At 70.2% G+C, this 25,515-nt stretch carries 21 protein-coding genes, 1 pseudogene and 1 riboswitch; of the genes and pseudogenes, 11 read left to right on the forward strand and 11 right to left on the reverse strand.

Annotated elements, in window-relative coordinates; translation table 11 throughout:
• Positions 1-117: 117 nt before the first annotated feature.
• Positions 118-843 (forward strand): IclR family transcriptional regulator, encoded by a 726-nt coding sequence (locus U9R90_RS17670; RefSeq protein ID WP_411057773.1) that lies wholly within the window; start codon positions 118-120, stop codon positions 841-843.
• 101 nt (positions 844-944) lie between these two features.
• Entirely contained in the window at positions 945-1,382 is a 438-nt protein-coding gene (locus U9R90_RS17675) for an SsgA family sporulation/cell division regulator (RefSeq protein WP_411057414.1), read from the forward strand.
• A 101-nt stretch (positions 1,383-1,483) separates the two neighbouring features.
• Here U9R90_RS17675 and U9R90_RS17680 read toward each other — a convergent pair whose 3' ends face one another.
• Entirely contained in the window at positions 1,484-2,869 is a 1,386-nt protein-coding gene (locus U9R90_RS17680; protein WP_411057415.1) for a YibE/F family protein, read from the reverse strand.
• A gap of 71 nt (positions 2,870-2,940) precedes the next feature.
• Positions 2,941-3,075: riboswitch (TPP riboswitch) on the forward strand.
• On the opposite strand from U9R90_RS17680, the gene thiC reads away from it, so the two are divergent.
• A complete protein-coding gene (gene thiC, locus U9R90_RS17685) occupies positions 3,068-4,894 on the forward strand; it encodes a phosphomethylpyrimidine synthase ThiC (RefSeq protein ID WP_411057416.1) in 1,827 nt (608 codons plus the stop codon). It overlaps the preceding riboswitch by 8 nt.
• A 75-nt stretch (positions 4,895-4,969) precedes the next feature.
• Here the strand turns inward: thiC and U9R90_RS17690 are convergent, their stop codons facing one another.
• The 3 genes from U9R90_RS17690 to U9R90_RS17700 form a co-directional block, all read right to left on the reverse strand.
• Positions 4,970-5,818, reverse strand: a complete 849-nt coding sequence (locus U9R90_RS17690; protein WP_411057417.1) for a hypothetical protein — start codon at positions 5,816-5,818, stop codon at positions 4,970-4,972.
• A 183-nt stretch (positions 5,819-6,001) separates the two neighbouring features.
• Positions 6,002-7,063 carry a metallophosphoesterase gene (locus U9R90_RS17695; protein WP_411057774.1) on the reverse strand — a complete coding sequence of 354 codons (1,062 nt, stop codon included), beginning with the start codon at positions 7,061-7,063 and terminating at the stop codon, positions 6,002-6,004.
• A gap of 172 nt (positions 7,064-7,235) precedes the next feature.
• Positions 7,236-8,351: a LacI family DNA-binding transcriptional regulator gene (locus tag U9R90_RS17700; RefSeq protein ID WP_411057418.1), complete on the reverse strand. Its 1,116-nt coding sequence runs from the start codon at positions 8,349-8,351 to the stop codon at positions 7,236-7,238.
• Between the two features lie 352 nt (positions 8,352-8,703).
• Between U9R90_RS17700 and hisC the strand changes: the two genes are divergently transcribed.
• Positions 8,704-9,783 carry a histidinol-phosphate transaminase gene (hisC, locus tag U9R90_RS17705; protein ID WP_411057419.1) on the forward strand — a complete coding sequence of 360 codons (1,080 nt, stop codon included), beginning with the start codon at positions 8,704-8,706 and terminating at the stop codon, positions 9,781-9,783.
• Between the two features lie 83 nt (positions 9,784-9,866).
• On the opposite strand, the gene U9R90_RS17710 is transcribed toward hisC, so the two are convergent.
• Positions 9,867-10,241 (reverse strand): cyclophilin-like fold protein, encoded by a 375-nt coding sequence (locus U9R90_RS17710; protein WP_411057420.1) that lies wholly within the window; start codon positions 10,239-10,241, stop codon positions 9,867-9,869.
• A gap of 202 nt (positions 10,242-10,443) precedes the next feature.
• Between U9R90_RS17710 and U9R90_RS17715 the strand changes: the two genes are divergently transcribed.
• The 5 genes from U9R90_RS17715 to U9R90_RS17735 all read left to right on the forward strand — a co-directional run bounded on the left by U9R90_RS17715 (position 10,444) and on the right by U9R90_RS17735 (position 19,661).
• The gene (locus U9R90_RS17715) at positions 10,444-11,952 is read left to right on the forward strand and encodes a cytochrome ubiquinol oxidase subunit I (protein ID WP_411057421.1); all 1,509 of its coding nucleotides are present in this window, start codon (positions 10,444-10,446) and stop codon (positions 11,950-11,952) included.
• A gap of 11 nt (positions 11,953-11,963) precedes the next feature.
• Positions 11,964-12,968, forward strand: a complete 1,005-nt coding sequence (gene cydB / locus U9R90_RS17720; protein ID WP_411057422.1) for a cytochrome d ubiquinol oxidase subunit II — start codon at positions 11,964-11,966, stop codon at positions 12,966-12,968.
• A gap of 45 nt (positions 12,969-13,013) precedes the next feature.
• Entirely contained in the window at positions 13,014-16,556 is a 3,543-nt protein-coding gene (cydD, locus tag U9R90_RS17725; RefSeq protein WP_411057423.1) for a thiol reductant ABC exporter subunit CydD, read from the forward strand.
• A 176-nt stretch (positions 16,557-16,732) separates the two neighbouring features.
• Positions 16,733-18,481 carry a GAF domain-containing sensor histidine kinase gene (locus U9R90_RS17730; protein ID WP_411057424.1) on the forward strand — a complete coding sequence of 583 codons (1,749 nt, stop codon included), beginning with the start codon at positions 16,733-16,735 and terminating at the stop codon, positions 18,479-18,481.
• 124 nt (positions 18,482-18,605) lie between these two features.
• Positions 18,606-19,661: a M23 family metallopeptidase gene (locus U9R90_RS17735; RefSeq protein WP_411057425.1), complete on the forward strand. Its 1,056-nt coding sequence runs from the start codon at positions 18,606-18,608 to the stop codon at positions 19,659-19,661.
• Between the two features lie 110 nt (positions 19,662-19,771).
• Here U9R90_RS17735 and U9R90_RS17740 read toward each other — a convergent pair whose 3' ends face one another.
• Both U9R90_RS17740 and U9R90_RS17745 read right to left on the reverse strand, forming a co-directional pair.
• On the reverse strand, positions 19,772-20,656 hold the full coding sequence (locus tag U9R90_RS17740; RefSeq protein ID WP_411057426.1) for a Cof-type HAD-IIB family hydrolase: 885 nt from the start codon (positions 20,654-20,656) through the stop codon (positions 19,772-19,774).
• Between the two features lie 64 nt (positions 20,657-20,720).
• Complete coding sequence (locus tag U9R90_RS17745) at positions 20,721-22,139, reverse strand: helix-turn-helix domain-containing protein (protein WP_411057427.1); 1,419 nt, start codon at positions 22,137-22,139, stop codon at positions 20,721-20,723.
• A 185-nt stretch (positions 22,140-22,324) separates the two neighbouring features.
• Between U9R90_RS17745 and U9R90_RS17750 the strand changes: the two genes are divergently transcribed.
• Positions 22,325-22,942, forward strand: a complete 618-nt coding sequence (locus U9R90_RS17750) for a hypothetical protein (RefSeq protein WP_411057428.1) — start codon at positions 22,325-22,327, stop codon at positions 22,940-22,942.
• Between the two features lie 98 nt (positions 22,943-23,040).
• Positions 23,041-23,393 (forward strand): annotated as a pseudogene (locus tag U9R90_RS17755) (hypothetical protein); the annotation flags it as partial.
• A 58-nt stretch (positions 23,394-23,451) separates the two neighbouring features.
• Here the strand turns inward: U9R90_RS17755 and U9R90_RS17760 are convergent.
• The 4 genes from U9R90_RS17760 to U9R90_RS17775 form a co-directional block, all read right to left on the reverse strand.
• Positions 23,452-24,363, reverse strand: coding sequence for an LLM class flavin-dependent oxidoreductase (locus U9R90_RS17760; RefSeq protein WP_411057429.1), 912 nt, complete (start codon positions 24,361-24,363; stop codon positions 23,452-23,454).
• A gap of 142 nt (positions 24,364-24,505) precedes the next feature.
• A complete protein-coding gene (locus U9R90_RS17765) occupies positions 24,506-24,907 on the reverse strand; it encodes a DNA-binding protein (protein ID WP_411057430.1) in 402 nt (133 codons plus the stop codon).
• The gene (locus U9R90_RS17770; protein ID WP_411057431.1) at positions 24,904-25,152 is read right to left on the reverse strand and encodes a hypothetical protein; all 249 of its coding nucleotides are present in this window, start codon (positions 25,150-25,152) and stop codon (positions 24,904-24,906) included. Before U9R90_RS17770 ends, U9R90_RS17765 begins: the two co-directional genes overlap by 4 nt.
• Before the next feature lie 47 nt (positions 25,153-25,199).
• Positions 25,200-25,511 (reverse strand): hypothetical protein, encoded by a 312-nt coding sequence (locus U9R90_RS17775; RefSeq protein ID WP_411057432.1) that lies wholly within the window; start codon positions 25,509-25,511, stop codon positions 25,200-25,202.
• Positions 25,512-25,515 lie beyond the last annotated feature (4 nt).

Below are 25,515 nucleotides of genomic sequence, written 5' to 3' on the forward strand. Positions count from 1 at the left end.
CCCGTGGCTCCGTACGGGGGACCCCCCCACGCGCCTCGGGAGTGCACCTTGGCCACGGCAGTGAGCACCACCACCACGGCAGTCGGCACCACCGCCGCTCCGACCCTGATCGGTTCGGTGCAGCGGGCGATGCGGCTCTTGGAGGCCGTGGCCGCCCATGAGGAAGGGGCGCCTGCGAAACAGCTCGCGCGCGAGGCCGGGCTCGCGCTGCCGACCGCGTACCACCTGCTCCGCACGCTGACCCACGAGGGCTATCTGCGTCGCGAGAGGGGCGTGTTCGCGCTCGGTCCCGCGGCCGAGATGATGGCCGACAGCGGCGCCCAGCAGAAACGTCGCGGCATGATCGGCGACGTGCTGGAGCACTGGCGTGATGCCATCGGTGTCCCCGTCTACTTCGCCGTCTACCGCGAGGGTGAGGTCCGGGTGGTGGCCGTCGCGGACACCCCTGGCAGCCCCGCCGTGGAGGAGTGGGCGGACTTCCGCCAGACCGCGCACGCGCATGCGATCGGCCAGTGCCTGCTCTCCCAACTGGACGAGGAGTCGCGGCGGGACCACCTCGCCCGCTACCCCGTGCAGTCCATCACCCCGTACACCGTCGGCGACGACCGCGTACTGCTGCGCAGGCTCGCGGCGACGGGCCGGATGCAGCCCGTCATCGAGCGTCAGGAGTACGCCCTGGGGACCGTCTGCGCGGCCGTACCGATCACGGCCGGAACCACCGCCGCCACGCTGGCCATCTCGCTGCCCGTGCACCAGGCCGACCGGCTGCTGCCCGCGGTGCGTGAACTGCAGAGTGACGTGGGGAGGAAGCTCGCCACGCTGGCGTTCTCTATCAGCATCTGAAAACTCACTCCTTGTGATCCATTGGACACGTTGAGCAAGATGCCGTAAAGGTCGGGAAGACCGTCCCAGGGCCATTCGACAGCACAGCAACGGGGTAGGCGATGCGCGAGTCCGTACAGGCAGAGGTCATGATGAGCTTCCTCGTATCCGAGGAGCTCTCGTTCCGCATCCCGGTCGAGCTGCGCTACGACACGGGCGACCCCTATGCCGTGCGACTGACCTTCCACTTGCCCGGCGACGCCCCCGTGACCTGGGCGTTCAGCCGGGAACTCCTGGTCGACGGGATCAACGAGCCGTGCGGCGACGGCGATGTGCGCATCGCGCCCGACGGCCCCGAGCCCCTGGCCGATGCCGTCATCCGGCTCCAGGTCGGCGCGGACCAGGCACTGTTCCGGTCCGGAATCGCGCCGCTGATCGCCTTCCTGGACCGGACCGACAAGCTGGTTCCGCTGGGCCAGGAGCGGGCGCTCGCCGACTTCGAACGCCACCTCGACGACGCACTCGACCGCATCCTGGCGCAGGAGCGGAACGCGGGCTGAGCTGGAACGCGGGCTGAGCCGGAGCGTGAGCTGAGCCGGAACGCGAGCTGCGCCGCGCCGCCTCGATCTCGCGGAACGATTCAGCACCTACGCCGGACGATTCAGCGCTTACGACGCCGACCCCGCCCGCCACGCGGCTGAGCCCGCCCCGCGGCGGCGGGCGCCGGACCACCGGCCTTGTCGGCCGAGACCACCAGCGCCGCGAGCGCGGTCGTCACCGGCACCGAGGCGACCAGGCCGATCGAACCCACCAGCGTGCGCACGATCTCCTCGGCGATCAGCTCGCTGCCCGCGACCGTGCCCACACTGCTCTGTGCGATCGAGAACAGCAGGAGCAGCGGCAGCGCCGCGCCCGCGTAAGCGAGGACCAGCGTGTTCACCACCGAGGCGATGTGGTCGCGGCCGATCCTGAGGCCCGCGCGGTACAGCTTCCGCGCCCCCATCGTCGGATCGGCGGCGTGCAGCTCCCAGACCGCCGATGTCTGGGTGACCGTCACATCGTCGAGCACACCGAGCGAGCCGATGATGACGCCGGCCAGCAGCAGGCCGCTCATGTCGATGTCCGGGTAGAGCCCGTGGATCAGCCCGGTGTTGTCGTCGGTGTTGCCAGAGAGCTCCGCCCAGTCGATGAACACCGAGCCGAGCAGTCCGATCAACACCAGCGAGATCAGTGTGCCGAGCACCGCCACCGACGTACGGGCCGTCAGACCGTGGCACAGATAGAGCGCGGCCAGCATGATCGCGCTCGACCCGATCACCGCCACCATCAGCGGATTCGACCCCTGGAGGATCGCGGGCAGGATGAACAGCGTCAGCACCGCGAAGCTGATGGCCAGCGAGACCAGAGCCATCAGGCCGCGCATACGCCCCACCAGGACCACCACCACTGCGAAGATCGCGGCAAGCAGCACCATCGGGACCTGCCGGTCCACATCGGTCACCGAGTACTGCAGTTCCCTGGGCGCGTCGGGGGCGTACGCCACCACCACCCCCTGGCCCTCCTTCAGCTTCCGCGTCTGGTCAGGCTGGACGATCTCGACGAAGGTGCGGCCCTTGTCCTTGCCGGTGGTCACCTCGACCGTCGCCCGGTCGCAGTCGCCGGTCGCCTGCTGCTGCGCGGACGACCCCTCCGGGGTCGAGGTATCACCTGTCGGCGGCACCTGCGAGGCGTTCACGTCCTTGCAGTCGACCTGCTCGACCTTCACCACCTTGGCCTGCTGGGTCTGGCGGTCGAAACCGACCCCGGTGCGTTCGTGCGCGGGTGCGCCGCCCGGCCAGAACACTGCCAGACCGACGACGACCGCCGCGGCGAAGGGGATCAGTACAGCGGCGATCACCTTGCGCAGATGCTGGGAAACGGGGGCGGCCGGGCCATGGCTGTGGGAGTGCCCGTGGCCGTGGTCGGGAGCGTGCCCGGGGACACGTCCGGGACCGTGCTGGTGCGGCGGTTCGGAGGGCTCGGGAGGCGGCTGCTGCGAGGAGGTCACCGACCGATCATCGCAAGAACGGCAGGGGCCCTCTGTTCAGCGTGGCCGACGGGGCGCTAGCGTGGGGGCACCTTTGCAATCGCGGGAGCTCGGAGCACCGGGCTGAGAGGGCGCTGACCTCCGTATGGGACATACGGAACTCGCTGCGTCGACCGCCGAACCTGTTACCGGGTAATGCCGGCGTAGGGAGTAGGTCTCATGACCACATCGGACATTCGCACGCCTGCCTCCAACTCGAACGAGAACGCGGACGCCACCGTGAACACGGACGCGACTGTGAACTCGAACGACACGGAGGCCGGGACGTCCATCGGCTGGCACAAGGCATACGTCACGGGCTCCCGCCCTGACCTGCAGGTCCCGGTCCGCCAAGTGCACCTCACCAACGGCAAGGCCGTGACCCTGTACGACACGTCAGGGCCGTACACCGATCCGAACGCGGATACCGACGTCCGCCGCGGTCTGCCCCCGCTGCGGGAGAACTGGATCATCGCCAGGGGCGACACCGAGGAGTACGCGGGCCGCCCCGCCCGCCCCGAGGACGACGGCCTCAAGCACACCTCGCCGCGCGGCGGCCTGAAGAACCTGGACGCGGTCTTCCCCGGCCGCCCCCGCCAGCCGCGCCGCGGCCGGGACGGCCAGGCCGTGACCCAGCTCGCGTACGCCCGCCGCGGTGAGATCACTCCCGAGATGGAGTTCATCGGCATCCGCGAGAACATCGACCCGGAGATCGTCCGCGAGGAGGTCGCCCAGGGCCGGGCGGTCATCCCGGCGAACGTCAACCACCCGGAGATCGAGCCGATGATCATCGGCAAGCGGTTCCTGGTGAAGGTCAACGCCAACATCGGCAACTCCGCGGTCACCTCCTCCATCGAGGAGGAGGTGGACAAGATGACCTGGGCCACCAAGTGGGGCGCCGACACGGTCATGGACCTCTCCACCGGCCGCAACATCCACACCACCCGCGAGTGGGTGCTGCGCAACTCCCCCGTCCCGATCGGCACCGTGCCGCTCTACCAGGCGCTGGAGAAGGTGGACGGCCGCGCCGAGGACCTGACCTGGGAGATCTACAAGGACACGGTCATCGAGCAGGCCGAGCAGGGCGTCGACTACATGACCGTGCACGCGGGTGTGCGGCTGCCGTACGTCCCGCTCACCGCCAACCGCAAGACCGGCATCGTCTCGCGCGGCGGCTCGATCATGGCGGCCTGGTGCCTGGCGCACCACAAGGAGAGCTTCCTCTACGAGCACTTCGAGGAGCTCTGCGAGATCCTCGCCGCGTACGACGTGACGTACTCGCTCGGCGACGGCCTGCGGCCCGGCTGCATCGCGGACGCCAACGACGAGGCGCAGTTCGCCGAGCTGCGCACGCTGGGCGAGCTCAACACGATCGCCAAGCGGCACAACGTACAGACCATGATCGAGGGCCCGGGCCATGTCCCGATGCACAAGATCAAGGAGAACATCGACCTCCAGCAGGAGATCTGCGAGGAGGCGCCGTTCTACACGCTCGGCCCGCTGACCACCGACATCGCGCCCGCCTACGACCACATCACCTCGGGCATCGGCGCCGCGATGATCGGCTGGTGGGGCACCGCGATGCTCTGCTACGTCACGCCCAAGGAGCACCTGGGCCTGCCCAACCGCGACGACGTGAAGACCGGCGTCATCACCTACAAGATCGCGGCCCACGCGGCGGACCTCGCCAAGGGGCACCCGGGCGCGCAGGACTGGGACGACGCGCTGTCCGACGCGCGCTTCGAGTTCCGCTGGGAGGACCAGTTCAACCTGGCCCTCGACCCGGACACGGCACGGGAGTTCCACGACGAGACCCTGCCGGCCGAGCCCGCCAAGACCGCGCACTTCTGCTCGATGTGCGGGCCGAAGTTCTGCAGCATGAAGATCTCGCATGACATCCGCCGGGAGCACGGCGGTACGCAGGACGAGGTCGAGGAGGGCATGGCGCAGAAGTCCAAGGAGTTCGCGGCCGCGGGCAACCGCGTCTACCTGCCGATCGCGGACTGACTCGGCCCTGAGTGCGCGTCTCGTCGAACGCGTGTTTCACGTGAAACACGCGGTGGTCGGCCCGGACGGCCCGCCCTACTCGGGCTGGTGGTCCGGGCCGCCGTAGTCCGGGCTGGAGAAGTCCGGTCTGCTGTACGTCGGTCGGTGCCCGGCCGCGGGGCCGTTGTCGGGGCTGCTGAACCCCGGGCGGTGGTAACCGAGGTGGGGCATGCGGCCGTCGGGGGGCTCAGGGCGGGCCTCCGGGATGCCCGGGGTGGCGAGGGCGTCGCGCAGGAAGGGCAGTATGCCGCGCTCGAGCAGGGCCGTATGCCAGGCCTCCCTGGCCTGGGCCACCTGTTCTGTCAGCTCACCCCGGGCGCCTGCCTGGACCGAGGTGGAGCCGTTGCGCAGGGCCGTCAGGAGCAGCCCTATGGCGGCCACCAGGATGCCGGCGGCGGTGAGCGCGCCGAACACCCACCCGGCGGTCAGCAGGGTGTCGGCGAACGCCGGCTCGGGGCTGAGCATCTTCAGGATGTAGCCGACCAGCAGGAAGATCGCCGCGGCGGCGCCCGCCAGGACGGGGGCGAGCACCGCGAGGACCGCGACCAGGCCCGCACCGGCGGTCTCGGTGACCTCGCCGGTGGCGGTGGCCAGCCCCACGGTGCCGGGGTTGGATTCACTGGTGGACGACTCGCGGGTCGAGCTCGAAGCGGGCGCGCGCAGTTCCTCGCGGACCTCTACGTAGTGCTGGTATTCGGCCGCCGCCGCGGTGGTGATCAGAGCGGTCGCGTTCAACGCCATGGTGCGCAGCTGTTCGGGATTGAGTCGCTCGCCGATCGCGGCGAGATCCGGTCGCTGTGGTGCGGAGCGCAGCGCCTCGTCGAGGACCCGCTCATAGTCCTGGCGGTCCTCGTTCAGCAGGTGTGGAGCGCTGTTCATGTGCATCCCCCGATGCTCCGTAGGGCCTGGATACTCGCGTAGGTGCGGGCAGTCGGGCGGAAACGGAGGAGAGCCTGCTACGGATATGCCGATGGTAGAGGGGTTACGGCACGGCGTGACAGGGTGTTTCCGGAAATTGGGCCCCTGGTCAGCGACGTACCGGTTTTCTTACGCCTGCCCGTGTAACGCTCAGTTATCCAACGGGAGCTGGCAGACCAGCAGCTTTCCGGCCATGGTCACGCCGCCGTCCATGGCGATGGCCAGCCCGTCGGCGTACACATGCGGCCCTTCCACGCGGGGGCCCGCGCTGTCCTCGCCGTCCCCCGCGTGTTCGTTGCCGACCTCGCCGAGGAGGTACGGGATGGGGCTGTGGCCGTGCACGATGCGGGTGCCGCCGTACACCCCGAGGAGTTCGCGTACGGCCTGCGGGCCGCCCTCGTCGCGGAAGGCGAAGCGCTTGGTGAACTTCCTGAAGAGGTCCCAGTACTCGTCGGCGTCGTTCCGGGTGAGGGCCTCGCGGATGGTGTCGTTGACCGCCTCGATCGAGTCGCCGTAGTCGAGATAGGCCGTGGCGTCGGAGTGCACCAGGAGGTGGTCGTCCACCAGCTCGATGGCGTCGAGCCGGGACATCCACTGCAGATGGACGTCCTGGAGCCGGTCCATATCGGTCTTCTGGCCGCCGTTGAGCAGCCAGGCCGCCTGGAAGGTGGCGGTGCCCGCACCGGAGTTGACCGGGGTGTCGCCGAAGCGCTTGGCGCCGAGCAGCAGCAGCTCGTGGTTGCCCATCAGGGCCTTGCAGTAGCCGCCGGAGGCCGCGGCCTGGGCGGAGAGCCGCATGACGAGGTCGATCACCCCGATGCCGTCGGGGCCGCGGTCGGTGAAGTCGCCCAGGAACCACAGGCGGGTGTTGCCCGCGGCCCAGTTGCCCTCGTCGTCGATGAGCTGCTTCTCGCGCAGGGCGACGACCAGCTCGTCGAGATAGCCGTGCACATCGCCGACGACGTACAGCGGGCCGAGGCCGTTCGGGTTCGAGGCCGGTACGGGGGTCTCGGTGACCTGTACCTGAACCGTGTCACCGCGGTTGATGACGGGCAGGTCGCGCTGCGTCGGCGTGTACCCGTCGGGCTCCTCGCGCTGGGCAGGCTCCTGGCCGGTCTGGTGCACATACGCGGGTACGCGAAAATCGCGGACCGTGTCCGTACGCACCGTGGGTCCCTGACCGGCCCCCTGAGTCATCGACCCCTCCACCACCGTCGCGCCGCATTCCTCCACCGGATCGGACCGCCTGGTCGCAGTGGTCCGCAGTGTCGTGCGCCCATCATAGGAATGCCGCTCGCACTGTGTGATGCACCAGGGGTGGTGAATCGATGTCGGACCCACAGTTCATCGGGATTTCTCCCGAATTGAGGGGTAACTCTCCTTGCTAGCCCGGCCCGGGCGTACGCGGAGGGCTGACGGTGGTGCGTGGCGGGCGGCGCTGTGAGGAGGTCCGCACGATCAGTTCGGTCGGTATTACCTGCTCGACGGGACGGCCGGCGTCCACGCCCTCGATCGCGTCGATGAGCAGCTGCACGACGGCGGTGCCGATCCGGCGCGGCTTCAGTGAAAGTGTGGTGATGGGCGGCTCGGTGGTGGCGTACACCAGGGATTCGCTGCAGCACACCAGGAGCAGGTCGTCGGGCACCCGCAGTCCATAGCGCCGGGCGGCCGCGAGCAGGTCGGTGCCGTTCGGGTCGAAGAGGCCGTAGACGGCGTCCGGTCGGTCGGGCCGGGCCAGCAGCCGGTCGGCGGCCACCGCCCCGGCACACGGGTCGTGGGCGGGATAGGCCTCGTACACCGGGTCCTGCCCGATCCGTCGGCACCAGCGCAGATACGCCTGGGTGGAGAGCCGGGTGTAGGTGTCCGTGGTGGTGCCGGTGAGCAGGCCGATACGGCGGGCGCCGGCCGCGGCGAAGTGGTCGAGGATGCCGAGGACGGCGGCCTCGTGGTCGTTGTCGACCCAGGCGGTGACCGGCAGCGAGCCGGCCGGGCGGCCGTCTGAGACGACCGGCAGGCCGTGCCGGATCAGTTCGCTGACGACCGGGTCGTGGTCGGAGGGGTCGATGACGACGGTGCCGTCCAGGGCGACGTTCGACCAGATGTCGACGGAGCTGTGGCGTGAGGTGGCGGGGAGGATGACCAGGGCGTAGCCGCGGTCCAGGGCCGCGGATGTGGCGGCTCTCGCCATCTCGGCGAAGTACGCGAACTCGGTGAAGGTGAAAGGTTCATCCCCGTACGTCGTCACCGTCAGGCCGATCAGGCCCGACTTCCCGGTACGGAGCGTTCGGGCCGCCGCGGACGGGCGATAGCCCAGCCGCTCCGCGACCTCGCGGACATGTCGGCGGGTGGCGTCGGGGAGTCGGCCCTTGCCGTTGAGCGCGTCGGAGACGGTCGTGATGGAGACCCCGGCTGCGGCGGCCACGTCCCGGATGCCCGCTCGACCTTGCCGGCTTCCCCGAGTCTGCGCCCGGCTCACCTGGTGCTTCCCTGCTGCTGTCATGGCGAGCCGATAGTAGGGCTCATGAGGGTGCTCGGCGGGCGCGCATATTCACTCGTTGACAGGCACGTTTCTGCATGGGGTGATCGCCTGAATGACCTTGGAACCCAAGGGAGTTACGGGGTCGAGGGCTCGCCTGGTGGTCGTCTACCCGCAGAGGTCTGCTGACTGGTCTATGTCTCGAAGAGGTCTCAACTCACCCTCACGGGTGATGCGCGCCACGGCGTGAGCCACGGGCGTACGCCATGGATCTGAGCGCTCCCCCCTCGCGGTTTTCCACAGGCCATTCGCACCGACGCCGAATCCTCATAAGGTGAGCAGTATTCGAACCTGGGTGGCACGAGGAGGACCTGCGGTGAGCGAGACAAGCCCGAAGCTGCGCGCCGAGCTGGACGGCATCCCGACCTACAAGCCGGGCAAGCCGGCGGCGGCCGGAGGACCGGTGGCGTACAAGCTGTCCTCCAACGAGAACCCCTACCCGCCGCTGCCCGGGGTGATGGAGCAGGTGACCGCGGCCGCCGGGTCCTTCAACCGCTACCCGGACATGGCGTGCACGGGCCTGATGAACGAGCTGTCGGAACGCTTTGGGGTGCCCGCCTCGCACCTGGCGACCGGCACCGGCTCGGTCGGTGTCGCCCAGCAGCTGCTGCAGGCCACATCGGGCCCGGGCGACGAGGTGATCTACGCCTGGCGGTCCTTCGAGGCGTACCCGATCATCACGCAGGTCAGCGGGGCGAAGTCGGTGCAGGTGCCGCTGACGCCGGGGGAGGTGCACGACCTGGACGCGATGGCGGCGGCGATCACCGACCGGACCCGGCTGATCTTCGTCTGCAACCCCAACAACCCGACCGGCACGGTGGTGCGCAGGGCCGAGCTTGAGCGGTTCCTGGACCGGGTGCCGAGCGATGTGCTGGTGGTGCTCGACGAGGCGTACCGCGAGTTCATCCGGGACGCCGAGGTGCCGGACGGCGTCGAGCTCTACCGCGACCGGCCGAACGTCTGCGTGCTGCGCACCTTCTCCAAGGCGTACGGACTGGCCGGGCTGCGGGTCGGCTTCGCGATCGCCCATGAGCCGGTGGCGGCCGCGCTGCGCAAGACCGCGGTGCCGTTCGGGGTCAGCCAGCTCGCGCAGGACGCGGCCGTGGCGAGCCTGCGTGCCGAGGACGAACTGCTCGGCCGGGTCGGCACCCTGGTCGGCGAGCGCACCCGGATGGTCGAGACGCTGCGGAGCCAGGGCTGGACGGTGCCCGAGACACAGGCCAACTTCGTCTGGCTGCGCCTCGGGGAGCGCACGGCCGACTTCGCGGCCGCCTGCGAGAAGGCCGGTGTGGTGGTGCGGCCGTTCCCGGGCGAGGGCATGCGGGCCTCGATCGGTGAGCCGGAGGCCAACGACCTCTTCCTGCACACGGCCGCGGCCTTCCGCAAGGAACTCTGAGCCGTCTCGGGCTGAGCGGTCTCGGCTCTGAGCCATCTCGGAGCTGAGCAGTCTCGGACGTCTCAGGGCTGGTCGGCGGCGGCTTACTCGCCGACCAGCTCCACGCGTATCGGGTCGCCGCTGCGGACAGTGGCCAGCTGACGCGGGTCCCCGTCGAGTGCGCCGAGCAGGTTGCACGGGCTCGCGAGGCGGCATTCGTCGCCTCGCGAGATCGGTGTGGGCCCGTACGGCAGCGCCAGGGCGTCGCCGTCCGTCCAGAAGGCGACCGTGCCCGGGTCCACGACCTGCTGGGCGCCGGGCTCGCCGGCGACGCTGACGCCGGTGTCGAAGTAGACCTCCTCGCCCCAGGTGTTGGCGGTGGCGGACAGGGGGAGGACCGTGCGCAGCGCCTGGGCGGTCGGGGTGTCGTCGAGGGTCGCGGTGAGGTGCCCGGCGGGCCAGGAGATTCGGATCTGCATGCCGCGGATTCAACAATATGTTGAAGTGATTGGGAAGGGGTCGCGAAAAGGCCCCCCCCGCCGAAAGATCCCCGAACCTGGTACGACATAATGCTTGTGAATGTGAACGCGTTCACAAGCGTGTCCTGGTTGGTCCCTAGATGCCGGATATCAAAGGGGCAGACTGCCGCAGTGACCACGCCGACGTAAGGAGAGTGACGACGTGGACTTGGCTCTGGCGCCAGAGACCCTGGCGCGCTGGCAGTTCGGTATCACCACCGTCTACCACTTCCTCTTCGTCCCGCTCACGATCTCGCTGGCGGCGCTCGTGGCCGGCCTGCAGACCGCGTGGGTGCGGACCGAGAAGGAGAAGTACCTTAAGGCCACCAAGTTTTGGGGCAAGCTCTTCCTGATCAACATCGCGATGGGTGTCGTCACCGGCATCCTGCAGGAGTTCCAGTTCGGTATGAACTGGTCCGACTACTCGCGCTTCGTCGGGGACATCTTCGGCGCCCCGCTTGCCTTCGAGGCCCTGATCGCCTTCTTCTTCGAGTCCACCTTCATCGGGCTCTGGATCTTCGGCTGGGACAAGCTGCCGAAGAAGCTCCACCTCGCCACCATCTGGATGGTGTCGATCGGCACGGTCCTCTCGGCGTACTTCATCCTGGCGGCCAACTCCTGGATGCAGCACCCGGTCGGCTACCGGATCAATGAGGAGAAGGGGCGTGCCGAGCTCACCGACTTCCTCTCGGTGCTCACCCAGAACACGGCCCTGGCCCAGTTCTTCCACACCATCACCGCCGCCTTCCTGGTCGGCGGGGCGTTCATGGTCGGCATCGCCGCCTACCACCTGGCCCGTAAGAAGCATGTGCCGGTGATGAAGACCTCGCTGCGGCTCGGCCTGGTCACGGTCGCGATCAGCGGTCTGCTCGTCGCCATCAGCGGCGACATCCTCGGCAAGATCATGTTCGAGCAGCAGCCGATGAAGATGGCCGCCGCCGAGGCGCTGTGGGACGGCGAGGACTCCGCGCCGTTCTCGATCTTCGCGTACGGCGATGTGGACAAGGGCCACAACAAGGTCGCGGTCGAGATTCCGGGACTGCTGTCCTTCCTCGCCCACGACGACTTCAACGAGCATGTCCCCGGCATCAACGAGCTCAACGAGCAGATGCAGGAGGAGTACGGCCCCGGGGACTACCGGCCGATAATCCCCGTCGCGTACTGGGGCTTCCGCTGGATGATCGGCTTCGGGATGGCGTCCCTCGCCATCGGTGTGCTCGGACTGTGGCTCACCCGCAAGAAGTTCATGCTGCCGCAGTCGATGCGGGTCGGTGAGGACGAGGTGCCGCATCTCGTGCTCTTCAAGAACAAGGCGCTCAGCCCGAAGTTCACCAAGCTCTACTGGATTCTGGCGCTGTGGACCCTGCTCTTCCCGCTGATCGCCAACTCCTGGGGCTGGATCTTCACCGAGATGGGCCGTCAGCCCTGGGTCGTGTTCGGCGTGATGAAGACCGCTTCCGCCGTCTCCCCCAATGTCTCGCAGGGGGAGGTCATCACGTCGATGGTCGTCTACACCCTGCTCTACGCGGTGCTCGCCTTCATCGAGGTCAAGTTGATCATCAAGTACGTCAAGGCCGGACCGCCGGAGCTCACCGAGGCCGACCTCAACCCGCCCACCAAGATCGGTGGCGACGACCCCGACACCGACCGGCCGATGGCCTTCTCGTACTGAGGAGCTGAGGTATGGAACTCCACGACGTCTGGTTCGTTCTGATCGCCGTTCTCTGGACCGGCTACTTCTTCCTGGAGGGCTTCGACTTCGGGATCGGGGTCCTGACCAAGGTGCTGGCCCGCGACCGCACCGAGCGGCGGGTCCTGATCAACACCATCGGGCCCGTCTGGGACGGGAACGAGGTGTGGCTGCTCACGGCGGGCGGCGCGACCTTCGCCGCCTTCCCCGAGTGGTACGCGACGCTGTTCTCCGGCTTCTACCTGCCGCTGCTGTTCATCCTCGTCTGCCTGATCGTGCGCGGAGTCGCGTTCGAGTACCGGCACAAGCGCAATGAGGAGCGCTGGCAGACCAACTGGGAGCACGCGATCTTCTGGACCTCGCTGCTGCCCGCAGTGCTGTGGGGCGTGGCCTTCGGCAACATCGTGCGCGGGGTGAAGATCGATCAGGACATGGAGTACGTCGGCAACTTCTGGGATCTGCTCAACCCGTACGCGATCCTCGGCGGTCTGGTCACGCTCTTCCTGTTCACCTTCCACGGCGCGGTGTTCGCGGCGCTGAAGACGGACGGCGACATCCGGGTACGGGCACGCAAGCTCGGGCTCGGGCTGGGTCTGGCGACGGCGGTTCTGGCCCTGGTCTTCCTGCTCTGGACGCAGGCCGACACGGGCAACGGCAAGAGCCTGGTCGCGATGCTGGTCGCCGTGGTGGCGCTGGTCGGGGCCATTGGGGCGATCAAGGTGGGCCGCGAGGGCTGGTCGTTCGCGCTTTCCGGCGTCACGATCGCGGCCGCGGTGGCGATGCTGTTCCTGACGCTCTTCCCGAACGTCATGCCATCCTCGCTGAACGAGGAGTGGAACCTCACGGTCACCAACGCCTCGTCCAGTCCGTACACCCTGAAGATCATGACCTGGTGCGCGGCCATCGCGACTCCGCTGGTGCTGCTCTACCAGGGCTGGACGTACTGGGTGTTCCGCAAGCGGATCGGTACCCAGCACATCGCCGCCGATGTCCACTGAGTGCGGTGCACTTCAGTGACGTGCACTGAGTAGGGACTGTTTCACGTGAAACCGATCGACCCGCGCCTGCTCCGGTACGCCCGAGCCACCCGTTTCTTCCTGGTCGCGGTGGTGCTCCTCGGGCTCGTCGGGGCGGGACTGGTCGTCGCCCAGGCGATGCTGATCGCCGAGGTGGTGGTAGGCGGATTCCAACAGGGCCTCGATGTGGCCTCGTTGCGTACGCCGCTGCTGTTGCTGGCCGCCGTCGCGGTGGGGCGTGGGGTCGTCGGCTGGCTCACCGAGCTGGCGGCGCACCGGGCCAGCGCGGCGGTCAAGTCGGAACTGCGCGGGCGGCTGCTTGAGCGGTCCGCGGAACTCGGTCCGGGGTGGCTGAGCGGTCAGCGGACCGGGTCCCTGGTCGCGCTGGCCACGCGGGGAGTCGACGCGCTCGACGACTACTTCGCGCGCTATCTGCCGCAGTTGGGCCTGGCGGTCGTGGTGCCGGTCGCTGTACTGGCCCGGATCGTGACCGAGGACTGGGTCTCCGCGGCGATCATCGTGGTGACACTGCCGCTGATTCCGGTCTTCATGGTGCTGATCGGCTGGGCGACCCAGGCCCGGATGGACCGTCAGTGGCGGCTGCTGTCCCGGCTGTCCGGGCACTTCCTCGACGTGGTCGCCGGGCTCCCGACGCTGAAGGTGTTCGGGCGGGCCAAGGCGCAGGCCGAGTCGATCCGGAAGATCACCGCCGAGTACCGGCAGGCGACCATGCGGACGCTGCGGATCGCCTTCCTGTCGTCGTTCGCCCTGGAGCTCCTTGCGACGCTGTCGGTCGCGCTGGTGGCGGTGACCATCGGCATGCGGCTGGTGCACGGCGAGATGGACCTGTATATCGGGCTTGTGGTGCTCATCCTGGCGCCCGAGGCGTATCTGCCGCTGCGGCAGGTCGGGGCGCAGTTCCACGCGGCGGCGGAGGGTCTTGCGGCGGCCGAGGAGATCTTCACGGTGCTGGAGACGCCGGTGCCGGTGAGTGGGTCCGGGGCCGTGCCCGCGGGGGCGTTGAGCGTGGAGGGGGTGACGGTCCGCTATCCCGGGCGGGATACCGCGGCCGTCTCCGGAGCGTCGTTCACGGTCGAGCCCGGAGAGACGGTGGCGCTCGTCGGGCCGAGCGGTGCGGGCAAGTCGACGCTGCTGAGCGCGGTGCTGGGGTTCGTCCGGCCGGACGCGGGGCGGGTGTGTGTCGGGGGGACCGACCTCGCCACGGTGTCCCTTCAGGAGTGGCGCGAGCGGATCGCGTGGGTGCCGCAGCGGCCGCACCTCTTCGCCGGGTCGATCGCGGAGAACGTACGGCTCGCGCGGCCGGACGCGGGTGCTTCGGCGGTGCGGGAGGCGCTGCGGGATGCGGGGGCGCTGGCTTTTGTGGACGCCCTGCCGGACGGGGTCGACACCGTACTCGGTGAGGACGGGGCCGGGTTGTCCGCGGGACAGCGGCAGCGGCTCGCGCTGGCGCGGGCGTTCCTGGCCGACCGGCCGGTGCTGCTGCTTGACGAGCCGACGGCCGCGCTGGACGGGGCGACCGAGGCGGAGGTCGTGGACGCGGTCCGGCGGCTTTCCGTCGGGCGGACGGTGCTGCTGGTGGTGCACCGGCCCGCGTTGCTCGCCGTGGCCGATCGGGTGGTGCGGGTCGAGGCGGTGCCCGGGGGCGGTCAGGTGGGGGCGAGCGTACGTGCGGGAGCGGAGCCGCGAACGTCGGCGACCGGTGCCGCGGGCGGGACGGGCGAAGCCGCTGTGGTGAGCGAAGCCCCGGCAGCAGCCGAGGCCGTGGCCCGTGGTCGGGTGTTGGCCACATCGGGGGCACGCGGGGTTCTGGCGCGCGTACGGGACACGGCTCGGGAGCGGTGGGGGCGGTTGGGGCTCGGGCTGCTGCTGGGGAGTCTTGCGCTCGGCAGTGCGGTGGGGCTGATGGCCACCTCCGGGTGGCTGATCTCGCGGGCGTCCGAGCAGCCGCCCGTGCTCTATCTGATGGTCGCGGTCACCGCGACGCGGGCGTTCGGGATCGGGCGCGCCGTCTTCCGGTACGCCGAGCGCCTCGTGACGCACGACGCCGTGCTGCGGATGCTGGCCGACACGCGGGTCTCCGTCTACCGCAGGCTGGAGCGCCTCGCGCCCGCCGGGCTGCGTTCGGCCCGGCGCGGCGATCTGCTGTCCCGGCTGGTCGGCGATGTGGACGCGCTCCAGGACTACTGGCTGCGCTGGCTGTTGCCGGTCGGCGCGGCGGCTGTTGTCGGCGCGGGCGCCGTCGGGTTCACGGCCTGGTTGCTGCCGGAGGCCGGCGCCCTGCTCGCCGTGGGGCTGCTGGTCGCCGGGGTGGGCGTGCCGCTGCTGAGCGGCGCGCTGGCCCGCCGTACGGAGCGCCGCCTGGCGCCCGCCCGAGGGGTGCTCGCCACCCGGGTGGCCGACCTGCTCACCGGCACCGCCGAACTCACCGTGGCCGGGGCGCTCACCGCACGGACCAGGCAGACCAGGCAGGCCGACACCGAGCTCACCTCGCTCGCCTCCCGAGCCGCCACCGCCACCGCACTCGGCGCCGGGCTCTCCGCGCTCGCCTGCGGGCTCACCGTCGCGGCGGCCGCGCTGGTCGGGGTGCAGGGCGTACGCGAAGGGCGGCTCGACGGTGTGGCGCTCGCCGTCGTCGTGCTCACCCCGCTTGCCGCGTTCGAAGCGGTGACCGGGCTGCCGCTGGCCGTGCAGTACCGGCAGCGCGTCAAGAAGAGCGCGGAGCGGGTGTACGACGTACTGGACGCGCCGGAGCCCGTACGGGAGCCCGCGCGTCCCGCGGAGGCACCGGCCGACCCCTTCCCGCTGGCGGTGCGAGGCCTCACCGCCCGGCACCCGGGACAAGACCGCGCGGCGCTGGCCGGAGTCGATCTCACCCTCACCGCGGGCCAACGCGTCGCGGTCGTCGGGCCCAGCGGCTCCGGCAAGACCACGCTCGCCCAGGTGCTGCTCCGCTTCCTGGACACGGAGCAGGGCAGCTACACGCTCGGCGGGGTCGAGTCCGCCGCCATGGACGGGGACGACGTACGCCGCCTGGTCGGCCTGTGCGCCCAGGACGCGCACCTCTTCGACAGCTCCGTACGCGAGAACCTGCGGCTGGCCCGCACCACCGCCAGCGACGACGACCTGCGCGACGCCCTGCGCCGGGCCCGGCTCCTGGACTGGGCCGAGTCACTGCCCGACGGCCTGGACACTCTGGTGGGCGAGCACGGCGCCAAGCTCTCCGGCGGGCAGCGGCAGCGGCTCGCGCTGGCCCGCGCGCTGCTCGCCGACTTCCCCGTACTGGTCCTGGACGAACCGGCCGAGCACCTCGACCTGGCGACGGCCGACGCGCTGACCGCCGACCTGCTGGCCGCGACCGAAGGGCGGACGACCGTGCTGATCACGCACCGGCTCGCCGGGGTGGAGGCGGTGGACGAGGTGATCGTCCTGGACGAGGGCCGGGTGGTGCAGCGCGGCCGGTACGAGGAGCTGGCCGGGGCGGACGGGCCGCTGAGGCGGATGCGGGAGCGCGAGCGGGAGACCGAGCTGCTCGCCGTACGGAGTTCATAGGTGGCTGAGGGGCCCTGCGCGCCTGAGGGGCCCTGCGCGCCTGAGGGTCCCTGCGCGCCTGAGGGTCCCTGCGCGCCTGAGGGTCCCTGCACGCCTGAAGGGTCCTGAACGCCTGAAGGCTCGTGAGTGTCTGAAGTCGACTTTCCCTCCCAAAATCGTCTCATTAGGCTCAAGGCATGTCAGACGCCGCGGTCCCCGACGAGCCGCCTCCCTTCCCGGACCGTGACGTGACCGGCTCCCACGCCGCCGCGCAGGCGGCCCGAAGCCTGCAGGCACTCCCCGAGGAACTGGCCGCGCGGCTGCCGCAGCTGCTTGAGGCGATGGTCTCGGTCGGCAGCGGACTGCGGCTGCACTCGATCCTGGACCGCATCGCGGAGACCGCGGCCTCCCTCACCGGTGCCGAGTTCGCCGCGATCGGTGTCATCAACGACGAGGGCGACGGGCTCTCCGACTTCGTCACGTACGGGATCTCCCTGGAGCAGCGGGACCGGATCGGCACCCTGCCGGACGGCCGCAGCGGGTTGCTCGGCGCGCTCATCAAGGACCCCGTCCCGCTGCGGCTCGACGATCTGACCGCCGATCCGCGGTCCGTCGGCGTCCCGCCGCACCACCCCCCGATGCGGACCTTCCTGGGCGTTCCGATCCGGGTCGGCGACGAGGTGTTCGGCAACCTCTACCTGACCGAGAAGCGGGAACCCGGTGGATTCACCGCCTACGACCTGCACATGGTGAAGGTGCTCGCGACCGAGGCCGGAATCCAGATCGGCAATGCGCGGCTGTACGAGATCACCCGGCAGAGCGAGCGGTGGATCGACGGCTCGGTGGCCGTGACCACCGCGCTGCTGGCGGGCGCCGACGCGGACGAAGCCCTCTCCGTCGTCGCCGAACAGGCGCGCAGACTGGCCGACTCGGCGGTGGGCCTGGTGCTGCTGCCCGCGGCCGAGGGCGGTCTGGAGATCGCCGCGGTCGCCACGGACGCCGTGGGCGCGCCCTCGGGCGCGCTGGGCATGGTGATCCCTCCGGAGTCCCCCGTGGTGGACGACCTGCTCGGGGGCGAGCCGGTCTTCGTGGACGAACCGGCCACCGGCGTCCGCCTGCTCAGCGAGCTGGACTGGGAGTTCGGCCCGTGCATGATGCTGCCGCTGCGGAGTGACGGGCGGGTGCTCGGCGCGCTCGCCACGCCGCGGCTGCCCGGCGCGCAGCCGTTCACCGAGGCCGAGAAGAACCTCGCCGCCCAGTTCGCCGCGCAGGCCGCGCTGGCGCTGATGATGGCCGAGGCGCAGCGCGACCGGGAGCGGCTCGCCGTTTTCGAGGACCGCGACCGGATCGCCAGGGACCTCCATGACCTGGTCGTCCAGCGGCTGTTCGCCACCGGGATGATGCTGGAGAGCGCACAGCGCAGGGCGGTCGTCCCCGAGGTGCGGGACGGCGTGAGTACGGCGGTCGACGAGCTGGATGTGACGATCCAGGAGATCCGCACCGCGATCTTCGCCCTTCAGCAGGGCCCCACCGAGGTACCGGCCGGGCTGCGTACCCGGGTGCTGCGGGAGATCAACATGGCGGCCGTGCCACTGGATTTCACGCCCGCGCACCGCTTTATCGGCCCGGTGGACAGCCTGGTCGGCGAGCTGACCAGCAAGAACCTCATCGCGGCCCTGCGGGAGGCGCTGTCCAACGCCTTCCGGCACGCGCAGGCCTCGCGGATCGAGGTCGTCGTCGACGCGGGCGTCGAACTCGCGGACGGACGGCGGGGAGTACGCCTCACGGTCGCCGACGACGGTGTCGGCATCCCGGAGGGCGGTCGGCGCAGCGGCCTGAAGAACCTCAGGCGGCGGGCCGACGAGTTGGGCGGGGACAGCTGGTACGGGCCCGGGATCGGCACGGGCGGGGGTGGGACGACGCTGGTCTGGCAGGCGCCGCTGTGATCCCGTGAGCCCGTACGGCGGAGGCCCCTGTTCGGCGCAGTGCGCCTGGACCGTACGGGGCACGGGTCACCCCGTTGCACGCCTCGTACGGGCGCCGTCGGCGTGGCCGGGCGACGATCCGTAGATGCGCCACCGACACCGCCGCCGCTGTCCGCTCTTCGCCCTGGTGCTCACCACGTTGGGTGCGCTCGCCACGCCCGCGACGGCCGCCGAAGAGTCGGACAGGGCCGCCGAAGAGCCCGGCACCAGCGCCAAGGTGGCGCGGCTGTACAAGGAGGCGGCGAAGGCGACGCAGGAGTACGAGCAGGGCCGCCGGGCCGCCGATCTGCAGCGCGCCGACGCCAAGCGGCTGCGGCGGCTGCTCGACCGGCAGCGGAACGAAGTACGGATGCTGCAGACCGACCTCGGCCGGATCGCCCGCGCCCAGTACCGCAGCGGTGGCGGCATCCCGTACACCGCCCAACTGCTCCTGGCCGCCGACCCCGATGAACTGATGCGCGGTCAGCGAGCCGCCTGGCAGGCCGATCTGGCCGTCGACAACGCGATCGCCAGGACGCAGCGGGCCGCGCGCCGCCTGGACGCCGACGAGCAGAAGGCGAAGGCGGCCTGGCACGCACTGGAGAAGCGCACCGCGCAGCTGGCCGGGCTGAAGCGCGGTATCGAGGCGAAGTTGGACGAGGCGCAGTGGACGCTGCAGGGCGAGGCGGACCGCCAGGTCACGGCGGGTCGCTGCCGTGGCGCCGTACGCCTTGACCAGCCGCCACCGGTCACCGGGCGGAAGTGGGTCGCGCCGGTGGAGACATACGAGCTGTCGGCGGGCTTCGGCGGCACCGGCGCGCGGTGGGCAAACCGGCACACCGGGCAGGACTTCGCGGTGGGCATCGGGGCGCCGGTGCGGGCGGTCGGCGCGGGACGGGTGGTGCGGGTGAAGTGCGGTGCGGGCTTCGGAATGGAGGTCCTGGTGAAGCACTCCGGCGGCTACTACTCGCAGTACGCACATCTGGCGGCGGTCACCGTCGACCAGGGGGAACGGGTGCGTCCGGGGCAGTGGGTCGGGCAGGCGGGCACGACCGGCAACTCGACCGGGCCGCACCTGCACTTCGAGGTGCGGCTCACTCCACAGCTGGGGTCGGGAGTCGATCCGAGGGAGTGGCTGGCCGAGCGGGGAGTCGAGCTCTGAGCCTCAGGCAGTCAGCCAGTCAGCCAGTCAGCCAGCCAGCCAGTCAGCCAGTCAGCCAGTCAGTCGGCCAGCCAGGGCGCCGCGTCCAGGCCTGATCCCCGGGATGGGCCCTAGTTCTGGAGGATCTGCTCGATGATCACCGCGACGCCGTCCTCGTTGTTGGCGACGGTCCTGCCGGAGGCCGCGGCGATCACGTCCGCGTGGGCGTTGCCCATGGCGTACGAGGTGCCCGCCCAGGTCAGCATCTCCACGTCGTTCGGCATGTCGCCGAAGGCCACGACCTCCTCCGGTGGGATGCCGCGCTCGGCGCAGCACAGCGCGAGGGTGCTGGCCTTGGAGACGCCGGATGCGCTGATCTCCAGGAGCGCGGTCGGGCTGGAGCGGGTGACCGACGCGTGGTCGCCGATGGCGGTACGGGCCAGGGCGAGGAACGCGTCCGGGGACAGCTCGGTGTGGTGGGCGAGGATCTTGAGCACCGGCTGGTCGGCGACGTCGGAGTTCTCCGCGAGCAGCTTCTCGGCCGGGGCGATGGTCACGGCGGGGTCGAGGTGCAGCGGTGGGTAGGCGAGCTCGTGGTGTATGCCGCCGGTGCGCTCGATGGCGAACGACGTGCCGGGGGCGGCGGTGCGCAGGATGTCGATGACGCCGAGCGCGGCCGCGCGCTCCAACGGGCGGAGCTTGACGAAGCGGTGCGTGCCGGGGCCGCCGTGCAGATCGACGACGGCCGCGCCGTTCCCGCAGATGGCCAGGCCGTGGCCGTGCACATGGGCGCTGACGACGTCCATCCAGCGGGCCGGGCGCCCCGTCACGAAGAAGACCTCGATCCCGGCCTCTTCGGCGGCGGCGAGCGCGGCGATCGTCCGCTCGGACACCGACTTGTCGTCGTGCAGCAGCGTGCCGTCCAGGTCCGTGGCGATCAGCCGGATCGGGCTGGTGGGGGCCTGAGGGGGTCCGGGGCGGCCGGATTGTTCAGTCACTTCCCTATGGTGCCGCATATGCCCCACAGGCGTGCGGGAGGGCGCACATTTGATGCCGACGGGCTGTGGAGGCGCCGACTCCTCAGCCCGTGCCGTCGCTGACCCAGCGGCTGCCCTCGTCGTCGTACCAGTGGAGCGGCCGTCCCTTCATGCCGCTGGTGCGGAACGAGCGCCCGTCGTCGGTGATCTCGACCGTGCCCGAGCGGCCCTCGCTGCTCCACTCCAGCTCCAGGCGCCAGCGGCAGTCGCAGGCGGCCGTTTCGGCCTTCACCACCAGTTCCTCGGGGTCCGTTGAGGTCACGGTGTACGGGAACGACACCGCGGGGATCTCCCGCTCGGCCTCGCCGTCGAAGCCCGCGACGGACCGGGCACGGGGACGGGGCTGGTCGAGGTCCACGTCGAAGTAGCGGGGGCTGAGGGCTCCGCCGCACCCGGCGGTCGTCTGGTAGAGGTTCCACTTCACGGGCGCCGCGCGGTCGGTGACCCGTACGCGCAGGGCTTCGAGCACCACCGGCTTCTCGGAGGTGCCCTGGAGGTTGATACGGAGCTGGGTGCTGCCTCCGCTCACGGCGTCCAGGGGGTCCATCCAGTCGGCGGTGTCCTGCGGTGGCGGCGGTGCGGGGACCTGGTCCGGATCGCGGTCGGCCAGATAGAAGTGCCCGCACCCGTCCGGCGCGAGATCGGGCTTCACGCTCCAGGTGAACGGCACTTCGGCAGCGGCGGCGGGTGTCTCCCGGCCTTTGGCCGGAGTGGCCCCGGAGGCAGGGGCGGGGCTGGGGCCTGCGCTGGAGCTGGAACTCGGGCTGGAGCCGGGACCTGGGCTGGAGCTGGAACTCTGGCTGGACCTGGAACTCGGGCTGGAGCTGGAACTCGGGCTGGAGCTGGAACCTAGGCTGGAGGCGGAATCCGGGCTGGGGCTGGAACCTGGGCTGGGGCTGGAGCCCGGGCTGGAGGGGGAGCCGGAGGCCGCCAGGGCACCCAGCCCCATCCCTGCGACCGCGATGGCAGCCGCGACGAGCACAGCCCAGCGGCGGTGGCGCGTACGGGACGTGGGGCGTCCGTGTGGGGGTGTGGACGCGGTGGACGGGGTGCCGTCGCCGGGCAACTCCGCCTGCTCCGGTTGTTCCGGCGCCGGGGCAGATTCCGGAGTCTCGGGCTCGGGCGGCAGAGTCTGTTTCACGTGAAACCGATCGCCCCGCGCCTCCTCCGGTACGGCGGACGCGGTACCCGCGGTGGCCGGTGGCCGTCGGACCGCGTCCGCGAGAATCCACAGCCGCTGGAGGTGGAGTCGCTCCTCGGCCGAGGCGCCGCACATCCGTGCCAGCCGCTCGACCGGAGTGAACTGCGCCGGTACCGCCTCGCCCGAGCAGTAGCGGTACAGCGTCGACGCGCTGATGTTCAGCCGTCGCGCGAGGGACCCGTAACTGCGGCCGGAACGCTCCTTGAGCGCGCGCACCTGCTCCGCGAACTCCTCGACCGCGGCTTCCCTCGCTCTGGCCATCCGCCCCGCCCCCGCTCTGTCGCCATTCCGGACCGTGTTCCACCCCACTCACATATGTCCACGTCAACGGGGGTGGAATCGTTCCATCTCGCCGTGCGGAGGCCAATCCATTGTGCCAACTCCCTTCGCTGCCGAGGCTAGTGAGCGTCTTCACCGCAGTCGATCACCTATCGAGGGATGCCGTTATGAACACACTCCGCGCCGCGCTCACCGCCTCCACCGCCGCCTTCGGTCTCGCGCTGGCCGTCGTCCCGCTCAGCACGACCGCCGCGGCCACCGAGACCCCGGAGCCCGCGTTCCTCTCCGCCGACGAGATGCCGCCGTCGTCCACGCCGTGGACGGCCGAACCGGTCGCCGACGGGCTGCCGGAGTTCGGGGTGCTCTGCGCCCCGGATGCCTTCAAGGCCGAGGGCACCAGGCACCGCACCTTCCGCACCGAGCTGGACACCGGCGGCGAGCAGGTCACCACGGTCGCCGCGACCGAGGCCGAGGCCGCCGCGCTTGTCACCACCCTGCGCCGGGCGCTCCTCAGCTGCGGTGACCGCATCGAACGCGAGTACCCCGACTGGGACGCGACCAGCCGCCCGCACGGCAAGCTGCGGGTGGAGGACGGCGCGTACGTCTACAGCCTGGACACCGTGAACCGCGAGGTCGGCAGCAAGGACATCCACCTGATGTCGGTGGGCCGCGACGGACGGACCGTCACCTACGTCAAGTGGGGGCAGCTGGGCTGGCTCAAGGATGCCCCGGTGAACGACTTCAGGTGGACCACGCGTGTCGCGGTGCACAAGCTCTACCGCTGACTGCGTCTCCGTACCGCTGAGTGGCGGGAGCTCAGCGCCCTGCGCTGAGCTCCGAGCCGAGGGGCTGCTCGGCCCCACGTAGGCTCTGTCTCACGAGTCTGCGTCTGAGTACCGTGATCCTGCCCGTACGCCGCTGGCTCGACGGCGGGGGCCGCGCCCAGTGGCAGCGCGCCGAGGAGCTCGGCTTCCACACCGCGTACACGTGGCCGCGCCCAGTGGCAGCGCGCCGAGGAGCTCGGCTTCCACACCGCGTACACGTACGACCATCTGTCCTGGCGCACCTTCCGCGACGGCCCGTGGTTCGGCGTACACGTACGACCATCTGTCCTGGCGCACCTTCCGCGACGGCCCGTGGTTCGGCGTGCTGCCCACCCTGACCGCCGCGGCGGCCGCCACCGAACGGCTGCGGCTCGGGACCCTCGTCACCTCAGTCAAGGCTTTTTCGCCTATCGCGCGCTGATCAGGGCAAATGCGGTCCTGACCTGACCTGACCCGCACCGTGCGGATGATCAGCGCAGCTGCGCGAGTGCCTCGGTCGCGATCTCCTCGAAGGCGGCCTGGTCGGTGGCGAAGTCCGAGTCCGGGATCGGAGCGTGCAGGACGATCTCGGTGAAGCCGAGCTCCGCGTGCTGACCCGCGAAGTCCACGAAGGCATCGAGGGATTCCAGGGGCCGGTTGCGGTCCGGGGTGAAGCCCGTCAGCAGGACCTTGTCCAGCTCAGCGACGTCCCGGCCGATCTCCGCACACGCCGCGGCGAGCTTCTCGATCTGTCCCCGGATCGCGTCGCGCGACTGCTCGGGCGTGCCTGTCTCGAAGAGCTTCGGGTCGCCGGTCGTGACCCACGCCTGCCCGTGCCGGGCCGCGAGCTTCAGACCGCGCGGGCCGGTGGCCGCGACGGCGAAGGGCAGCCTCGGCCGCTGTAGGCACCCGGGGATGTTCCGCGCCTCGGTCGCCGAGTAGAAGGTCCCCTCGTACGTCACCGACTCCTCGGTCAGCAGCCGGTCGAGCAGCGGCAGGAACCCCCCGAACCGGTCGGCACGCTCGCGCGGAGTCCACGGCTCCGTGTCTGCCTTGAGGAGCGTCGTGGCGTCGAAGCCGTTGCCGCCGGCGCCTATGCCGAGTGTGATCCGCCCGCCGGAGATGTCGTCGAGCGAGATGAGTTCCTTGGCGAGCGTCACGGGGTGGCGGAAGTTCGGCGACGTTACGAGCGTTCCCAAACGCAGCCGTTTGGTGGCGGCCGCCGCGGCGGTCAGGGTGGGCACCGCCCCGAACCACGGGCCGTCGCGGAAGGTGCGCCAGGACAGATGGTCGTACGTGTACGCGGTGTGGAAGCCGAGCTCCTCGGCGCGCTGCCACTGGGCGCGGCCGCCGTCGTGCCAGCGGCGTACGGGCAGGATCACGGTGCTCAGGCGCAGACTCATGGCTCAGAGCTTACGGCGATACGCCGACGTCCAGGCTGACACGGTGGGCATCCAGCAAGACGGCCTCTCGGTGCGCACGTCCGCGCCCCATGACATCCCCCGCCCCTCCAGACAGCTCAGGTGGAGTGGGACGGCGGGCCGGTCAAAGCCCGATCATCTGGGCTTTGTTGCCGCACAACCGGGTCATGTCGTCGACGTCTGAGGTGAGGATGGCGACCGGGCCGGGCTGGCGCAGGGCCGCTTCCGCGACGGTGGCGTCGATCGCGTACTTGTGCCCGTGCAGCCCGGCGTCCTTGAGTAGTTGTGCCGCGGCCTTGGCCGCTTCCTCCGTGACCGGCTCCACCTTGACCCGGGAGAGGGCCCATCGCAGCCGGGGCAGGTTCACCCGGGTGTGGCTCACCTCCACGATGGTGTTGGCGCTGACGACGAGATCGGATCCCATCTCGTGGAACACCTGGAACATCGCCAGAATCTTCCGGTCCTGGGCAACCCAGGCTGACAGCCCCTCGCTGTCCAGGACGACGGTCTCGATGTGGCCGCTCACGCGGCGCTCGCGTCGCCCGCGGTGTGCGTCGTACCGAAGATCCGCGCTCGGGCCTCGCTCAGCTCCTCCTCGGTGAACGCCCCGTGCTCGTCTGTGTGGCTGCGCAGGTCGGCTCCGAGGAGCTGGTGCCGGATCTGTCGGGCGACCGCGTCGGCCACGTAGCCGGAGACGTTATCTGTGAGCTTCTTCAGCTCCGCCACCTGGTCGGTGGGGAGCGTCACCGTGATGCGCGTGGTGTCAGCCATGAGAGCGAGCATATCGCGGTATGCGCGTTGCGTGCTCTCTGTTCGTTTCACCGGGCCCAGTGGCGGTATGCCTCGATCCAGGGCGAACCCTCTGGGGCGGGGTCGGGCAGCGGCAGGTCCAGAACGCCGATGTTCTGCCGGACCGCTCCCCGAGCACAGCGGGCGACCACGCGTCCGTCCCTGGTCAGATCGATACCGATCACGTCCACCTCGACGCCGAGAACAGTGGTGGTGAACGGTACGGCGAGGTTCTCCTCGATCATTGTGAAGAGGCCGATGAGCTGCTCCTCCTCGCCGTAGGCGTCCACGGTGGCGTCTTCGATCAGCTTCTCCAGCGTGGCGGGGTCCAAGGGGCTCATGACC

Origin of the sequence: Streptomyces sp. E11-3 (assembly GCF_046540415.1) — a bacterium.
Classification (GTDB): domain Bacteria; phylum Actinomycetota; class Actinomycetes; order Streptomycetales; family Streptomycetaceae; genus Streptomyces.

Bases quoted from the DNA above. Each gene is read 5' to 3' on its own strand.
- U9R90_RS17675 (WP_411057414.1), top strand. From the start codon at position 945: ATGCGCGAGTCCGTACAGGCAGAGGTCATGATGAGCTTCCTCGTATCC.
- U9R90_RS17775 (WP_411057432.1), bottom strand. From the start codon at position 25,511: ATGAGCCCCTTGGACCCCGCCACGCTGGAGAAGCTGATCGAAGACGCC.
- U9R90_RS17760 (WP_411057429.1), bottom strand. From the start codon at position 24,363: ATGAGTCTGCGCCTGAGCACCGTGATCCTGCCCGTACGCCGCTGGCAC.
- U9R90_RS17690 (WP_411057417.1), bottom strand. From the start codon at position 5,818: ATGCACATGAACAGCGCTCCACACCTGCTGAACGAGGACCGCCAGGAC.
- U9R90_RS17700 (WP_411057418.1), bottom strand. From the start codon at position 8,351: ATGACAGCAGCAGGGAAGCACCAGGTGAGCCGGGCGCAGACTCGGGGA.
- U9R90_RS17745 (WP_411057427.1), bottom strand. From the start codon at position 22,139: ATGGCCAGAGCGAGGGAAGCCGCGGTCGAGGAGTTCGCGGAGCAGGTG.
- U9R90_RS17740 (WP_411057426.1), bottom strand. From the start codon at position 20,656: ATGCGGCACCATAGGGAAGTGACTGAACAATCCGGCCGCCCCGGACCC.
- U9R90_RS17750 (WP_411057428.1), top strand. From the start codon at position 22,325: ATGAACACACTCCGCGCCGCGCTCACCGCCTCCACCGCCGCCTTCGGT.
- U9R90_RS17710 (WP_411057420.1), bottom strand. From the start codon at position 10,241: ATGCAGATCCGAATCTCCTGGCCCGCCGGGCACCTCACCGCGACCCTC.
- U9R90_RS17735 (WP_411057425.1), top strand. From the start codon at position 18,606: ATGCGCCACCGACACCGCCGCCGCTGTCCGCTCTTCGCCCTGGTGCTC.
- U9R90_RS17770 (WP_411057431.1), bottom strand. From the start codon at position 25,152: ATGGCTGACACCACGCGCATCACGGTGACGCTCCCCACCGACCAGGTG.
- thiC (WP_411057416.1), top strand. From the start codon at position 3,068: ATGACCACATCGGACATTCGCACGCCTGCCTCCAACTCGAACGAGAAC.
- U9R90_RS17730 (WP_411057424.1), top strand. From the start codon at position 16,733: ATGTCAGACGCCGCGGTCCCCGACGAGCCGCCTCCCTTCCCGGACCGT.
- cydB (WP_411057422.1), top strand. From the start codon at position 11,964: ATGGAACTCCACGACGTCTGGTTCGTTCTGATCGCCGTTCTCTGGACC.